The 15,867-nt window shown below is 72.8% G+C and carries 12 protein-coding genes; 7 read left to right on the top strand and 5 right to left on the bottom strand.

Features of this window, described 5'->3' with window-relative positions:
- Nucleotides 1-124: 124 nt before the first annotated feature.
- The 4 genes from OG788_RS19535 to OG788_RS19520 form a co-directional block, all read right to left on the bottom strand.
- Nucleotides 125-1,150 carry a DNA-3-methyladenine glycosylase family protein gene (locus tag OG788_RS19535; protein ID WP_406372370.1) on the bottom strand — a complete coding sequence of 342 codons (1,026 nt, stop codon included), beginning with the start codon at nt 1,148-1,150 and terminating at the stop codon, nt 125-127.
- 154 nt (nt 1,151-1,304) lie between these two features.
- Complete coding sequence (locus OG788_RS19530) at nt 1,305-2,663, bottom strand: coenzyme F420-0:L-glutamate ligase (RefSeq protein ID WP_406372368.1); 1,359 nt, start codon at nt 2,661-2,663, stop codon at nt 1,305-1,307.
- Nucleotides 2,660-3,643, bottom strand: coding sequence for a 2-phospho-L-lactate transferase (cofD, locus tag OG788_RS19525; RefSeq protein WP_406372366.1), 984 nt, complete (start codon nt 3,641-3,643; stop codon nt 2,660-2,662). The genes OG788_RS19530 and cofD overlap by 4 nt, the downstream gene beginning before the upstream one ends.
- 88 nt (nt 3,644-3,731) lie before the next feature.
- Nucleotides 3,732-4,220, bottom strand: a complete 489-nt coding sequence (locus tag OG788_RS19520) for a cysteine dioxygenase family protein (protein ID WP_351550670.1) — start codon at nt 4,218-4,220, stop codon at nt 3,732-3,734.
- A 732-nt stretch (nt 4,221-4,952) separates the two neighbouring features.
- On the opposite strand from OG788_RS19520, the gene OG788_RS19515 reads away from it, so the two are divergent.
- From OG788_RS19515 to OG788_RS19505, 3 genes are all read left to right on the top strand, one after another.
- Entirely contained in the window at nt 4,953-5,216 is a 264-nt protein-coding gene (locus OG788_RS19515; protein ID WP_003975777.1) for a WhiB family transcriptional regulator, read from the top strand.
- A 231-nt stretch (nt 5,217-5,447) separates the two neighbouring features.
- Entirely contained in the window at nt 5,448-9,149 is a 3,702-nt protein-coding gene (locus OG788_RS19510; protein WP_406372365.1) for a glycosyltransferase, read from the top strand.
- Entirely contained in the window at nt 9,146-10,645 is a 1,500-nt protein-coding gene (locus OG788_RS19505) for a DUF5719 family protein (RefSeq protein ID WP_406372363.1), read from the top strand. Before OG788_RS19510 ends, OG788_RS19505 begins: the two co-directional genes overlap by 4 nt.
- A 70-nt stretch (nt 10,646-10,715) precedes the next feature.
- On the opposite strand, the gene OG788_RS19500 is transcribed toward OG788_RS19505, so the two are convergent.
- Nucleotides 10,716-11,165: a metallopeptidase family protein gene (locus OG788_RS19500; protein ID WP_351550719.1), complete on the bottom strand. Its 450-nt coding sequence runs from the start codon at nt 11,163-11,165 to the stop codon at nt 10,716-10,718.
- Nucleotides 11,166-11,426: 261 nt separating this feature from the next.
- Here OG788_RS19500 and OG788_RS19495 point away from each other — a divergent pair, with 261 nt between their 5' ends.
- The 4 genes from OG788_RS19495 (at nt 11,427) to OG788_RS19480 (ending at nt 15,708) form a co-directional block, all read left to right on the top strand.
- Nucleotides 11,427-11,900, top strand: coding sequence for a DUF3499 domain-containing protein (locus OG788_RS19495; protein ID WP_406372361.1), 474 nt, complete (start codon nt 11,427-11,429; stop codon nt 11,898-11,900).
- 315 nt (nt 11,901-12,215) lie between these two features.
- Nucleotides 12,216-13,832 (top strand): L-lactate permease, encoded by a 1,617-nt coding sequence (locus OG788_RS19490; protein ID WP_406372359.1) that lies wholly within the window; start codon nt 12,216-12,218, stop codon nt 13,830-13,832.
- A gap of 156 nt (nt 13,833-13,988) precedes the next feature.
- A complete protein-coding gene (locus OG788_RS19485) occupies nt 13,989-15,350 on the top strand; it encodes a phosphomannomutase/phosphoglucomutase (RefSeq protein ID WP_406372357.1) in 1,362 nt (453 codons plus the stop codon).
- Nucleotides 15,351-15,537: 187 nt separating this feature from the next.
- Nucleotides 15,538-15,708 (top strand): Trm112 family protein, encoded by a 171-nt coding sequence (locus OG788_RS19480; RefSeq protein WP_078943765.1) that lies wholly within the window; start codon nt 15,538-15,540, stop codon nt 15,706-15,708.
- Nucleotides 15,709-15,867 lie beyond the last annotated feature (159 nt).

Raw genomic sequence — 15,867 nt, 5'->3', positions numbered from 1 at the left:
GGGCGGAGGGGGCGAAACTCGGCTTGGGCGGGGACGGCCCGAGGGCGGCGACGGAGGCCCCCTGGAGAGGGGGACACCGACGAGGGTGGCACCCCCGGCGCAGACAGGCGGGAGCCAGATCCGCCTACAGCCGCCCGATGTCCCCGCGGGGCATCTTCGGCGTCCGCCGCGGCGGCGTACGCCCGGCCAGCAGAATCAGCCGGGCGGCCCGGTGCCGCTGCCCGGCATAGGGCTCCAGCAACTCCAGCATGGCGGCGTCGTCCGCGTCCCGGTCCCCCGCCAGCGCGTACCCGACGATCCCCGGCAGATGAAGATCCCCCACGGTCACGGAATCCGCCGCACCATGACTGCGCTGCACGACTTCCGCGGACGTCCACGGCCCGATCCCGGACACCAGCTCCAGCCGCTCCTGCGCCCGCACGGGATCGAGCCCCACGGCCTCCTCCAGCCGAGCGGCGACCCGTACGGCCCGCAGAATCGTGGAGGCCCGCTTGTCGTCGACCCCGGCCCGGTGCCACTCCCAGGACGGGATCAGGGCCCACGTCCGCGGCGCCGGCATGACGTACATCCGCTCGGGCGCGGGCCCCGGCGCGGGCTCCCCGAACTTCCGGACGAGCAACCGCCACGCGCGGTACGCCTCGTCGGTGGTGACCTTCTGCTCGAGGACGGACGGAATCAGCGACTCCATCACGAGCCCGGTCCGCAGCAGCCGCAGGCCGGGCCGCCGGTGCCGGGCGAGCGCGACGAGCCGGTGCCGTGGTGCGAAGGCGTCGGGATCGTCCGCGGCGCCGAGGAGTTCGGGGAGCCTGTCGAGCATCCACTCGGCTCCCGGCCCCCAGGCCTCGCCCCTGACCTCCCCGCCGCGCAGCGCAACCCGAAGGGTCCCGGGCCCGGCGGGCGTACGGCTGACCCGCCACACGGAGCCGTCGGGTGTCGTCCTGAACGTCGGATCACCCGGTCCGCGCCGCAGCGGCCCGAGCACGAGCCCCAGATCGAGCGGCCCTTCCGGCGTCCAGGCACGGGCGCGTCCGGGCTCGGCCGCCTGACGGGGCACTCCGCCCCGAACGCCGCCGGGCGCCCCTCCGGGCACCACGACATGCCCGCCGCGCACGGTCGTACGCGTCGGCCGGGGAGCGAAACGTCCAGCCACGGATGAGGTCCTTGAGGTACTCGGGGTGCCCTACGAGAGTAGGCGCTCCGCCCCCGCCGACGGCATCGAACGGCTCGGCCGACCGCCCCGGGACGAGCCACGCCGCTCCGGACCGGACGGAGCGGCGCCTCGGACGGAGCGGCGCCTCAACCGGTCAGCGCACCTCGATGAAGGCGGCGGCGTCCCGCTCCGGCCGGGCCCTGGGCTCCTCCGCCGCGTGCCCGACGGCCACGGCCCCCATCGGGTCCCAGCCCTCCGGCAGTTCCAGCACCTCGCGCACGACATCACGGCAGAACATCGTCGACGACACCCACGCGGACCCGAGCCGCTCCCCGGCCAGCGCGACCAGGAAATTCTGCACGCCCGCCCCGGTGGCGACCACGAACATCTCGCGCTCGGCGCCGTCCCGTCGTGCGTCGCCGTAGCCGTGCGACCCGTCCATGACCAGGCAGGGCACCACGAGATACGGCGCCTTGCGCAGCACGTCACCCCGGCGGACCCGCTTGGCGATGGACTCCTCGCTCTTCCCGTCACGCCGCAGGTCCGCGATCCACGCGTCCCGCATGGCGTCGAGCAGCCGCGTCCGCGACTCCTCGGACTCCAGGAGCACGAACCGCCAGGGCGTCGTGTGGTGCGGCGCCGGAGCGGTCACCGCCGCGGCGACCGCACGGCGTACGGCGCCGGGGTCGACGGGCTCATCGGTGAAGGCCCGTACGGTACGCCGCTGGGTCACAGCCTCCCGTACGGCCTCCGAGGTGCCCAGCCGGAACATGTCGTCGCGCGCGTCACGCACCATCGCCCGCGCTCCGTCGCCGTCGCCCTCGGTCACCAGGTGCGCGAGCCCGCGCACGACGGCGACGGGCAGCCCGGAGGCCTTGCCCTTGACCAGGTCACCGGCGGCGGCGAGCTCGTCGGCCGTGGCGACGACGGTCGCGCCGAGCGGATTGCCGTGCGCGTCGGTGCCGCCGCGCAGATCGTCCAGCACATGGACGCCCGCGGCGCCGATGGCGACATCGGTGAGCCCGGTGCGCCAGGGCCGCCCGAACGTGTCCGTGATCACGACGCCGACATCGACGCCGAGGGTGTCCCGCAGCCCATCGCGGATCGCGCGCGCGGAGGCGTCGGGGTCCTCGGGCAGCAACAGCACGGTCCCCGCGGGGGTGTTGGAGGCGTCGACCCCGGCGGCGGCCATCACAAGGCCCTGCCGGTTCTCGACGATGCGCAGCGGACCGCGCCGTGCCACCACCCGCACGGTCTCGGCGTCGATGGCCGCCTCGCGGTCGGTGGCCTCGACGATCCGGCCCTCCGCCTTCGACACGATCTTGGAGGTGACGAGGAGTACGTCCCCGTCGACGAGCCCGGGCTCGGCCGCGGCGATGAGCTTCGCCAGGTCGTCCCCCGGGCGGACCTCGGGCAGCCCGTCCAGCGCCCGGACCCCGTAGCCCGCGCCCGCGTGCCGCTCCGGGCGCGCCCCGTCGGAGGGCGTCGCGGCATCGGTCCTGTCGGTGCTCACGGTGTCCGTACCTCCTCCGCCAGTGTCAGCGCCTCACGCGCCATCTGCGCCGTGGCGTCGAGGTCGGACATCATCAGCGGTACGGCCCGGCACCGGATGCCAGCGGCCTCGACGCGCTCCACGCAGGAGGCGTCCACGGTGTCGACGAGCCAGCCGTCGAGGAGCCCCGAGCCGTAGTGCTCGGCGACCGCGGCGGCGGTGGACTCGACGCCCACGGCGGCGAGCACCTTGTCGGCCATGCCGCGCACCGGCGCGTCGCCGACGATGGGGGAGAGGCCGACGACGGGCACGCCCGCCTCGGCGATGGCCTCCCGGATGCCGGGCACGGCGAGGATGGTGCCGACGGAGACGACGGGGTTGGACGGCGGGAAGAGGATGAGGTCCGCCTCCGCGATGGCCTCGAGCACGCCGGGCGCCGGCTTCGCCTGCTCGGCGCCGACCGGGACGATCGCCTCGGCGGGCACGGAGGCCCGCAGCCGCACCCAGTACTCCTGGAAATGGATCGCCTTGCGCTCGCCCGCGGCCCCGGCCGGGTCGCCTTCCGGCAGCGTGACGGCGACGTGGGTCTCGACGCGGTCGTCGGACATGGGGATGAGACGCACGCCCGGCTTCCACCGGTCGCACAGGGCCTCGGTGACGGCGCTGAGCGGATAGCCCGCGCCCAGCATCTGCGTCCGCACGATGTGCGTCGCGAAGTCGCGGTCGCCGAGCCCGAACCACTCGGGTCCGACCCCGTACGCCGCGAGCTCCTCCTTCAGACGGAAGGTCTCGTCGGCCCGCCCCCAGCCCTGCTCCTCGTTGATACCGCCGCCGAGCGTGTACATCACCGTGTCGAGGTCCGGGCAGACCTTCAGCCCGAAGAGGTGGATGTCGTCGCCGGTGTTGCCGATGACCGTGATGTCCGCGTCCGGCACGGCCCGCTGGAGACCACGCAGGAACCGTGCACCACCGATACCGCCTGCCAGAACCACAATGCGCATGGGGTTCAGTCTCGCAGGCGGGTACGACAACGCGTCAGCCGGTCGCGGGTCCTCAGGGACGGTGGGTCCGCGCTCCGGCGCGAACGTGTCACACGGTTTCGGCCACCGCGCAACGCGCCGCGTGCATCGGCATCTCGGTGAGACCCGGGTAGTAGACGTGCAGACTGACGGCCGGTTCGAGCGAGTCGTTGACGACTTCGTGGACGTAGCCGGGCGCGAACACACGCTGCGCGCCGGAGCCCAGGGCGCGTGTGCCGCGCTCGGTGCGTTCGGTCAGCGCGCCGTCGAGGACGGTCAGCACGCCGGAGGAGCCGCCGTGGTCGTGCAGCCCGCTGCCCTGTCCGGGCACCCAGGACAGCAGCCACACCTCATAGCCGGGCCCCGTGCGCAGCCGGTGGTACCAGCGCGAGGTGGCGTCGTACCGGACGAGGTGCTCCCACTGGGAACGGTCGGCGGCGATGGAGCGCGCCAGGCCGACGAACTCGGCCACGGTGGCGGGGTGTTCGCGCGGCGGCTGGAGCAGGTGCGGGACTTCGAGGATGTCGCCGGCGATCTGGAGGTCGTTGTCGCTGTTCATGGATGCGGTGGTTCCTCGGCGGGAGAGTGCTGGGGTGTCGCTGGCCATTTCCGCCCGGGTCACGAGCGGGGATTCCGTCCGGGTCACGGGCGGGGAGAGGAGCCCTGGTGCGGGCGGTCGCCCCGGTGCGGGGCGGGGATTCGCCTCAGTGGCGGCGAGGCAGCCGGAGCGCGGTGAGGCTCAACAGCTGGAACAGCAACAACAGCTACAGCGAACGTGGGCAGCACCGTGGGACCCGGCGGTGCGGGTCGAGGTGAGTGCCAAGTTCACGAGCATGCCCACAAGGACACCGGTTCATACCCCCACTGTCAACTTCATGTCCGCTATGTGGGAGATGTTTCACCTCATCCGGTTCATCTGGCAGGCGAAAGGTTTGTTCAGGAGCCTCCCCGGACACATGGCGCACAACCGGGTGAACAAACCTCGCCGCGGCCCCGTGATCCAAATGTGATCAGATTCGCTTCGGAGCCCGCGTCGGAACGAGATCGAACTCCTGGACGTCCTCCCCTGCGAGGGGGCGGGCGTCTGACCTGGACCTCTTGGGCTGTCGGGGTTTATGCCGATTTGAACACTTTCCGCATAGCCTTGGTTCCGCAGAGTGAATAAGGGGCCCAATAGCAGATCTCGGCTTGACTGGCCCGGATCGGCACACTTGTAATTTCACTCGTGTCGTTCAGCCGAAATCGGTAACGGCAGCATCACGGGGACGCGAAAGACAGACGAGGGGCGCACATGACCGAGCTGGTGCAGCAACTGCTGGTCGACGACGCGGACGAGGAACTCGGCTGGCAGGAGCGCGCGCTGTGCGCCCAGACCGACCCCGAGTCCTTCTTCCCCGAGAAGGGCGGCTCCACCCGCGAGGCCAAGAAGGTCTGCCTCGCCTGTGAGGTCCGCTCCGAGTGCCTCGAATACGCGCTCGCCAACGACGAGCGGTTCGGCATCTGGGGTGGTCTGTCCGAGCGGGAGCGGCGTCGTCTGAAGAAGGCTGCTGTCTGAAATCAGTCGCACAGGAAAACGGACGCGGAACAGTCGTCCGCACATGTGGGTGCCGCCGAACAAACGGCACACACGCTTACGTAACGAACGGCCCGTCGCATGTGGGTTATCCACAGGCGGCGGGCCGCCGTCTTGCCCAGCCGTTAGTGTGGGCCCTCGTCCGAGACGTCCCGCTGTCCCCGCCGGACACAGACGTCCACCGCAGTCCATCGAACCGGGGCCCGTACCTCGATGTCCGTGCACAGCCATTCGGCAGCCCGTCACGACGCCGCTGCCGCCCCTGAGTTCCCGCGCCACGTGGTGACCGCGGTGCTCGTCTCCCATGACGGCGCCCGCTGGCTGCCCGAGGCGCTCGCCGGGCTGCTCGGCCAGGAACGCCCCGTACAGAACGCGGTGGCCGCCGACACCGGCAGCGCGGACGACTCCGCCGAGCTGCTCACCGAAGCGCTCGGCGCCGACCGCGTGCTGCACCTGGCGCGGCGCACCGGCTTCGGCCAGGCCGTCGAGGAGGTGTCCCGCACCGCCGGTGTGCTGACCCCGGACGACCTGCCGTACCTCAAGCGTCCGAGCGGCTGGGACCCCGTCACGCGCAGCTGGCGCGACGACGCCTACGACCTGCCGGACCTCCCGCACGGCGAGCCCGAGCAGTGGCTCTGGCTGCTGCACGACGACAGCGCCCCGGAACCCGACGCCCTGGCACACCTGCTGAGGGTCGTGGAGAACGAGCAGGAGCTCGGCCACGACGTGGCCGTCGTCGGCCCCAAGCTCCGCGGCTGGTACGACCGCAGGCAGCTCCTCGAGGTCGGCGTCACCATCGCCAACTCGGGCCGCCGCTGGACCGGCCTGGACCGGCGCGAGCAGGACCAGGGCCAGCACGACCACGTCCACCCCGTCCTGTCCGTGTCCACCGCCGGAATGCTGATCCGGCGCGACGTCTTCGAGGAGCTCGGCGGCTTCGACCGCCGACTGCCCCTGATGCGTGACGACGTCGACCTGTGCTGGCGCGCCCAGGCCGCCGGCCACCGCGTCCTCGTCGCCCCGGAGGCCGTCGTACGGCACGCCGAGGCCGCCTCACGCGAGCGCCGCACCGTCGACTGCGTGGGCCGCACCTCCGCGTCCCCGCACAAGGTCGACAAAGCGGGCGCCGTCTACACCCTCCTTGTCAACGCGCGCACCGCGCAGCTCCCCTGGATCCTGATCCGGCTCGTGCTCGGCACCCTGCTGCGCACCGTCGCCTACCTCGTCGGCAAGGTCCCCGGACAGGCCGTCGACGAGATCCGCGGCCTCCTGGGCACCCTGCTGCGCCCCGAGCGGATCATCGCCGGGCGGCGCAGGCGCGGTCGCCCGCAGGTCGACAAGGGCGAGCTGCGGGCCCTGTTCCCGCCGCCGGGCGCCACTCTGCGGGCCACCGTCGAACAGGTCGCCGGCAATCTGGTGAACCGCTCCGACGCCGAGCTCGTCACGGGCGCCGGACGGCACGGAGGCGCCGTCGAGTCCGGACCGGGCGACGACGACGGCGACTTCCTCGAGATCGAGCAGTTCGCCCGGATCAAGCGCATCGCGCGCAACCCCGGCCCGATGCTCTTCCTGGTGCTGCTGTTCGTCTCCCTCCTCGCCTGCCGTGACCTGCTCGGCGGCGGGGCGCTCGCGGGCGGCGCCCTGCTGCCCGCGCCCTCCGACGCCTCCGAGCTGTGGGCCCGCTACCTCGACGGCTGGCATCCGGTCGGAGCGGGCGACACCCGGTCCGCCCCGCCCTACCTCGCGCTCCTCGCCCTGCCGGCCTCCGCGCTCCTCGGCTCCACCGGGCTCGCGGTCACCGTGCTCCTCGTGGGATCCGTGCCGCTGGCCGGCTTCGCCGCCTACTTCGCCTCGCGCCCCCTCGTCGAGTCGCGCCTGCTGCGCGCCTGGGCCTCCGTCGCGTACGCCTTCCTGCCCGCCGCCACCGGCGCGCTCGCCGGCGGCCGCATCGGTACCGCCGTCCTCGCGATCCTGCTGCCGCTCATCGCGCGCGCGGGCATCGCGGCGAGCGGTCTCGCGCACGCCTCCAAGGCGCGCGGCAGCTGGCGCGCGACCTGGGCGTACGCACTGCTGCTGACGTTCACCACGGCGTTCACGCCGATCGTGTGGCCCATCGCGCTGGTCCTCGGCATCGCACTCCTCGTCGTACGCCGCAGGGAGATCCTCGCCTACGGGCTGCGCTTCCTGGCCCAGCTCGGCACCCCGCTGCTGGTCCTCGCGCCCTGGTCGCTGACCCTGCTGCCGTTCGGCTTCTTCAAGGAAGCGGGCCTGGAGTACGGCAGCGGCGCGGCCTCCGCGCTCGACCTGCTCGGCGCCAGCCCCGGCGGGCCGGGCACCGTCAGCGGACTGATGCTCTTCGGCGTCGTGCTCGCCGCGCTGGCCGCCCTGACGCGCACCGAGCGCCAGGCGGGGATCTGGACCGCCTGGGCCGTCGCCGTCGTGGCACTCGTCTTCGCGGTCCTCTCGAACAGCTCCACCTGGGCCGGACCCGCGACCCTCGTCTACGGCCTCGCGCTGCTGGCCGCCGCGGCCGTCGGCGCCGACGGGGCACGCGCGCGCGTGGCCGAGCAGAGCTTCGGCTGGCGCCAGCCGGTGGCCGCGCTCATCGCCTTCGCCTGCGCCGCGGGCCCGCTGCTCGTCGCCGCCGGGTGGATCATCCGCGGCGCCGACGGACCCGTGGAACGCCGCGACCCGGTACAGGTGCCCGCGTTCGTCGCCGAGGAGAGCGGCACCCGCGACCAGGCCCGCACCCTCGTCCTGGACAGCCGCTCGGCCGCCACGGTCGGCTATGTCCTCGTCCGCGGTTCCGGCGCCCGTCTCGGCGACGCCGAACTGGCTTCGGCGAGCGGCGAGAACAAGAAGCTCGACAAGGTCGTCGCCAACCTCGTGGCGGGCTCCGGCGCCGACCAGGCCGACGAACTCGGCGGCTTCGCCGTGCGTTACGTCCTGGTCCGTAAGGGTGCGCCCCGCGAGGTGAGCCGTGTCCTGGACGCCACCCCGGGCCTGACCCGGCTGAGCCAGCAGGACGGCAGCGCCCTGTGGCGCGTCGACCAGCAGGTCGCGCGCGCCGCCATCGTCCCCGCTTCCGGTGACCCGGAGTCCATCGCGGCCGGACCGGTCGAGGTGCACACCACCGTCCCTGCCGGAGCCGACGGCCGCGTCCTGCGCCTCGCCGACAGCGCCGACGCGGGATGGACGGCGACCCTCGACGGCAAGCCGCTCACCCGCACCACGGTCGACGGCTGGGCCCAGGGCTTCGAACTGCCCGCCGGCGGCGGCAGGCTGGACGTCACCTTCGACGCCCCGCTGAGCCACACCGCGTGGCTGTGGGCCCAGGGCGGGCTCGCCCTCGTCCTCGTGGTGCTCGCCCTGCCCGGGCGGCGCCGGGACGTGGACGACGACCTTCCCGAGGAGGAGGCCGTGCCCGCCCAGGACGTCACGGGCGACGGCCGCCGCGCCCGCCGTCTGCGCGCTCAGGCCGAGACGGAGGCCGAGCAGTCGGCCGAGGACCTCGACGGCGAGTCGCCCGCGGACGAGGAGTTCCCGGCCGCCGCCGTCCCCCACCAGCAGGCGTACGGCGAATGGGACACCCCGAGCTACGCGGGCGCCGAGTACGGCACGTACGGCGAAGAGCAGTACGAGGGCCGGCAGCAGTACCCGGCGGGCACCTACGAGCAGCCGTACCAGGCGGACCCCTACCAGGGCGGCCAGGGCGGCCAGTACGACCCGTACGCCTACGGAGGCACGACGGCGTACGACCAGACGTACGGCCAGGGCTACGACGCGAACGGCCAGGCCTTCGACGCCCGGGGCCAGGGCTACGAAACGGGCGACCAGGGCTACGACCCGCCGTACGACCCCGCACGGCCCCCGCACGGCACCGACAGTGAGCGCCCCGACGGGAGCCAGCAGTGAACCGCACCACCCTGTCCCTGATCGCCGGCGCGACCGCGCTCGCCGCCGTCACCGGATTCGCGACCCTCAAGACGCCGGACGCCGCCGCCGACCACACCGCCGGGGCGGCCGCGCGGCTGCCCGTGGAGCGCACCAGCCTGCTCTGCCCGCAGCCGAGCACCTCCGACATCGCCGACACCGCGTACACGTCGTTCACGCCCGTCGCGGAGGGCGCCGGCGACCGCGGCAAGGCCGAACTCCAGGCCGCCACCGCGGAGTCGGACGGCAGCACCGTCGGCAAGAAGAGCGGCGGCAAGGCCGCCAAGCCCGTCGTCCGTCCCAAGGAGCCCGGCAAGCCCGCAACCGGCGACACCTCGGGCGCGCAGACACCCGCCCTCGTCGGCATCGCCGAGGGCAAGTTCGCGCCCGGCTGGACGGTTCAGGAGACCACGGACGTCGCCGTGGGCACCGGGCGCGGTCTGCTCGGCACCAACTGCACAGCCCCCGACACCGAGTTCTGGTTCCCGGGCGCCAGCACCGCCGAGGACCGCAGCGACTATGTGCACTTGACCAACCCCGACGACTCCGCGGCCGTCGTCGACATCGATCTGTACGGCAAGGACGGCAAGCTCAAGTCCTCGGTGGCCGACGGGATCACGGTCCAGCCGCACGCCAGCGAGCCGATCCTGCTGAGCACGCTGGCCGGCGATCCGCAGACCAACCTGACCGTGCACGTGACGGTGCGCAGCGGTCGCGTCGGAGCCGCCGTGCAGGCGCTGGACGACAAGATCGGCGGCGACTGGCTGGCCGCCTCCACGGACCCCGCCGGGACCCTCGTCCTGCCGGGCATCCCCAAGGACGCGACCTCCGTGCGCCTGGTCGCCTTCGCGCCCGGCGACACGGACGCCGACCTGAAGGTGCGCCTCGCCTCGCCCACCGGGCTGATCACCCCGGCGGGGAGCGAGACGCTGCACGTGAAGGCCGGTATGACCTCCGCCGTCGACCTCGGGGACGTCACCCGCGGCGAAGCGGGCTCCCTGGTGCTCACGCCCACCGACTCGTCCGTGCCGGTCGTCGCGGCCCTGCGGGTCGTGCGCGGCAAGGGCGACAAGCAGGAGACCGCGTTCATTCCGGCCACCGCCCCGGTCTCCGCGCGCGCGACGGCCGCCGACAACAGCGCCAAGGGCTCCACGCTCGCCGTGACCGCCCCCGGCGAGGGAGCCAAGATCAAGGTCACCGCGTCCGCGGGCTCCGCGCGCGGTACGGCCGTGACGAAGACGTTCACCATCAAGGGCGGGACCACCCAGAACGTCGAGGCGCCCGTCCCGAGCGGCCTCAAGGGCACGTACGCCCTCACCGTCGAGCCGGTCTCCGGAGGCCCGGTCTACGCCTCCCGGATGCTCGCGTCGACCCAGGACGGCGTCCCCGGCTTCACCGTCCAGACCCTTCCGGACGACCGCGGCACGGTCGCGGTGCCGGAAGCGGAACAGGACCTCTCGGTGCTGCTCAAGCAGTGATCCGGCACCGGTGATCCGGCACCGGTGATCCGGGCCCGCGGGGCCCGGACCCGCGGGGCCCGGACCGTCCTCAGTCCTCGCCGTAGCGCGGGTCCACCGTCTCCGGTGTCAGACCCAGCAGTTCCGCGACCTGTTCCACGACGACCTCGTGGACCAGGGCGGCGCGCTCGTCGCGGCCCTTGGTGCGGATCTCGACGGGGCGGCGGTACACGACCACGCGCGCGGGATGTCCCTCGCGTGCCGCGATGGTGCCGCCCAGGGGCACCGCCTCGTCGCTCCACCCCTCGCCCGAGCCCTCCAGGCGGGGGACCTCGAGGACCATGAAGTCGATGTCCGCGAGCTGTGGCCAGCGTCGCTCCAGTCGCTCCACGGAGTCCTGCACCAGATCCGCGAACACGTCGGAACGGCTTGCCGCGAGCGGCACCTGGGGCGGCGCCACGGGGCCGCGCATGCCCCTGCCGTGGCGGTCACGACGGCGGGGACCGGCTGCTGCGGCGCGGGGCGGTACGGGGTTGTCCATCACTGACGAAGAGTAGTCCCCGCCCGGCCCGGCCGCCCGGCCCCACGCGGCCGTCGCCCAGGGACCGGGGGACCGGGGGTCCCCGGTTCCGAATCCGTTCCGGATGTCGCCCGATGACCATTCCAGCCAAGCTTGGGCTCGATTCCGTATCCTTCCAAGACCGTCTTTGACATGGCAATTGACATGGTTCGTACCAAGTGGTGACCGGATTCAGGTCTGTTCGGCATTTCGACGCATGATCTCGCCCCAGGTCAGGGCCTGATGGCCGGAGAGCGGTGTGGGGCGTCTCACAGCACGACACGGTGGGGTGACCTGGGGGAGAGTCGTCGCGGCCCGCTCAAGAGTGCGGTACCGTCCAACGTCGTGAGCCCTGTACGTCGCTGTTCGCGCACCGCTTGCGGCCGCCCCGCCGTCGCGACGCTGACGTACGTCTACGCCGACTCGACCGCGGTCCTCGGCCCGCTCGCCACCTACGCCGAACCCCACTGCTACGACCTGTGCGCCGAGCACTCCGAGCGCCTCACCGCGCCGCGCGGCTGGGAGGTCGTCCGGCTCGCCGACACCTCCGGTCCCTCGCGCCCCAGCGGCGACGATCTGGAGGCGCTGGCGAACGCGGTGCGCGAGGCGGCCCGTCCGCAGCAGCGCGCGGCGGAGGCCGGCAATGGCCGCTCGGCGGACCCGATGGAGGTCGCGCGCCGCGGCCACCTGCGGATCCTGCGCTCGCCCGACAACTGAGCACCGCTCCACGCGCGACCGCATCCCCGTTCTCCCTTCTCGCCCCCTCTGCTCTCCTCTCCGCATCCCGTTCCCCTTCGGCGGGCCGCCTTCTCGCTGTGAGCCGGACGCCCGGTGCCCGGCGCCGCGCCTCCCGGTTCGCGGCTTCCCGGCGTACGCGGCCCGCGTCCTCCCGGCCCGCCCCACCGCACGTCCTTCCCGGATGCCGATTCCACTGAGCGACGCACGCCCATTGACGTGAAGTTGTCGCGGACACGACCATTCCGTCTGCCCTGAGAAATCGCTTTCCGCATCACGGAAACCGGGGAGGCGTCCGTGTACGTCCAGGAGCTGCAACCCGTCGCCGACTCGCTCGGCCTGTCCGCCCTCGTGGCCGCCCTGCCCCTCGTCATCGTGCTGATCCTGCTCGGCGGCTTCCGAGTGAAAGCCCACCTGGCGGGCCTGACGGGCCTTCTGGCGGCCTCGCTGGTCGCCTGGCTCGCGTACGGCATGCCGGTGACCCAGACGCTCTCGGGCGCCGTTCAGGGCGCCGCGTTCGGTCTCTTTCCCATCCTGTGGATCGTCGTCAACGCCCTGTGGGTGTACCGGATGACCGTCCGCACCCGGCACTTCGACATCCTGCGCCGCTCGTTCGGGCGGCTGTCCGACGATCCGCGCATCCAGGCACTCGTGGTCGCCTTCTGCTTCGGAGCCCTGCTGGAAGCCCTCGCCGGCTTCGGCGCACCCGTCGCGATCTGCTCGGTGATGCTGGTCGCCCTCGGTTTCGACCCGGTGCGTGCTGCCGTCGTCGCACTCGTCGCCAACACCGCGCCGGTCGCCTTCGGCGCGATGGGCACCCCGGTCGTGACGCTCGCCCAAGTCACCGGCCTGCCCCTGGACTCCGTCGCCTCCGTGGTCGGGCGGCAGACCCCGCTGCTCGCGCTGGTCGTGCCTCTCGTCCTCGTCGGCCTGGTCGACGGCAGGCGCGGACTGCGCGAGACCTGGGTGCCCGCCCTGGCGTGCGGAGTGGCCTTCGCCGCCGCCCAGTTCGCCGCCTCGAACTACGTCTCCGCGCAACTCGCCGACATCGGCGCCTCCTTGGCCGGTGCCGCGGCGCTGGTCGCCGTACCCCGCGCGCGCGTGCCCGCCACCGAGTCCGTACGCGCGTCGGTCCTGACCGGTGCGCGCAGCGAGGACCTCGACGAGGAGGACCCGCGCCGCGAAGTCGTGCGCGCCTACGCCCCGTACGCCCTCATCGTCGTCATCTTCTCGATCGCCCAGATCCCGGCCGTGAAGCAGTGGCTTGCGCGGGCGACCCGGACGTACGACTGGCCCTTCCTGGACGTCGTCGACCCGAACGGCAAGCCGGTGGGCGGGAACGTCTTCACCTGGCCGATCGTGGCGACCGGCGGCACCCTCGTGCTGCTCGCCGGACTCTGCACGGCCGTGGTGCTCGGGGTGCACGCGCGCGTGGCGGTCCGGGAATGGCTGGCGACCGTGCACGAGTTGAGGTTCGCGATCCTCACCGTGACGTCCGTGCTGGCCCTCGCCTACGTCATGAACCTCTCCGGACAGGCCGCGACCATCGGTCACTTCGTGGCTGCGGCCGGTGCCGGACTCGCCTTCCTGTCGCCCGTTCTGGGCTGGTTCGGCGTGGCGGTGTCCGGCTCCGACACCTCGGCGAACGCGCTCTTCGGGGCCCTCCAGGTGAGCGCAGCCCGCGAGTCGGGGCTGTCGCCCGAACTCCTCGCCGCCGCCAACAGTTCGGGCGGCGTCCTCGGCAAGATGATCTCGCCGCAGAACCTGACCATCGCCTGCGCGGCCGTCGGACTCGCGGGCCGCGAGGGCGATCTGCTGCGCAAGGTGCTGCCCTGGAGCCTCGGGCTGCTGCTCGTCATGTGCCTCGTCGTGGTGGGGCAGAGTTCACCGGTCCTGTCCTGGATGCTGCCCTGATACGGCTCGGACGCCCCCTTGAGACGGGCGGGTTTCCCCCGGATGACGGGGACTGTCCGCAGGTCACGGATGCGCGCCACTCGGGCTCGCCACGGCTCGCCGCCTTCCCGGACGGGTAGTTTGGGGTGACCGAAGTGGACTTCTGGAGGGTTGGCCGTGACTGCTGATCTGTCGCAGCTCGTGAAGGCGTACGACGTACGCGGGGTGGTCCCGGACCAGTGGGACGAGCCGCTGGCCGAGCTGTTCGGCGCCGCCTTCGTCCAGGTGACCGGAGCGGACGCCATCGTGATCGGGCACGACATGCGGCCCTCGTCGCCCGGACTGTCCCGCGCCTTCGCGCGCGGTGCGGCGGCGCGCGGGGTCGACGTGACCGAGATCGGCCTGTGCTCGACGGACCAGCTGTACTACGCGTCGGGCGCGCTCGGCCTGCCGGGCGCCATGTTCACCGCCTCGCACAACCCGGCCCAGTACAACGGCATCAAGATGTGCCGGGCCGGCGCGGCCCCCGTCGGCCAGGACACCGGCCTCGCGGAGATCCGCCAACTCGCCGAGTCCTGGCTGGACTCCGGTGCTCCGGCCTCGGACGCGACGCCCGGGACGATCACGCGACAGGACACGCTGGAGGACTACGCGACGTACCTCCGCGCCCTCGTCGACCTGACCTCGATCCGCCCCCTGAAGGTCGTCGTCGACGCGGGCAACGGCATGGGCGGACACACCGTCCCGACCGTGTTCTCCGGCCTGCCGCTGGAGCTCGTCCCGATGTACTTCGAACTGGACGGCACCTTCCCGAACCACGAGGCCAACCCGCTCGACCCGGCGAACATCGTGGACCTCCAGAAGCGCGTCCGCGAGGAGGGCGCCGACCTCGGCATCGCCTTCGACGGCGACGCCGACCGCTGCTTCGTCGTCGACGAGCGGGGCGAGCCGGTCTCCCCGTCCGCGATCACGGCGCTGGTCGCCGCACGCGAGCTGGCCAAGCACGGCGGCGGCACGGTCATCCACAACCTCATCACCTCCTGGTCGGTCCCCGAGGTCGTCCGCGAGCACGGCGGCACTCCGGTCCGCACCCGTGTCGGCCACTCCTTCATCAAGGCCGAGATGGCGAGCTCCGGCGCGATCTTCGGCGGCGAGCACTCCGCCCACTACTACTTCCGTGACTTCTGGAACGCCGACACCGGCATGCTGGCCGCCCTCCACGTCCTCGCCGCCCTCGGCGGTCAGGACGGCCCGCTCTCCGGCCTCGTCGCCGAGTACGACCGCTACGCCGGCTCCGGCGAGATCAACTCCACCGTCGACGACCAGGCGGCCCGCCTCGCCGCCGTCCGGGCCGCCTACGAGGGCCGCGAGGGCGTCACCATCGACGAACTCGACGGTCTGACCGTGACCTCCCAGGACGCCTGGTTCAACGTCCGCCCCTCCAACACCGAGCCCCTGCTCCGCCTCAACGCGGAGGCCCGCGACGAGGCGACGATGGCCAAGGTGCGGGACGAGGTGCTGGAGATCATCCGAGGCTGAGGGTTCCTCGTCCGGACCGTCGGCGGCCGACTGCCGACGGGCCGGCGAGGGCGAACACGGGACGCGGGCCGCAGAGGGCCCGCGGACCCGCCCGCACGCCTCCACCAGCCGGTGCCGCACCCCGGCATCAGGCTTCCCGCAGCGGTACCCTGACCAGGCCGCATCCACCGTTTCGGAAGGACACCCCATGCCGCTCGAAGCCGGCCTCCTGGAGATCCTCGCCTGCCCGGCCTGCCATGCCCCGCTCAAGGAGCAGGAGACCGAGCTGATCTGCACGGGAGCGGACTGCGGCCTCGCCTACCCGGTCCGCGACGGCATCCCCGTACTCCTGGTCGACGAGGCCCGCCGCCCCGCGTGAGCGACACGGTCGCCCCGCCGACAACGGCGTCGCGACCGCCGCGCGCGAGGCGACAGCCGCGCCGTCCCCGCCCGCGGACTTGCCGACGGCGCGGCAGGCACGACGACACCCGACGACAGGCGACAGCGCCGCCGCCCGCACGGACAACGGCGACGCCGC

It is taken from the genome of Streptomyces sp. NBC_00647 (assembly GCF_045207245.1).
Taxonomy (GTDB): Bacteria; Actinomycetota; Actinomycetes; order Streptomycetales; family Streptomycetaceae; genus Streptomyces.
This window is presented reverse-complemented; position numbering and strand designations above follow the sequence as displayed.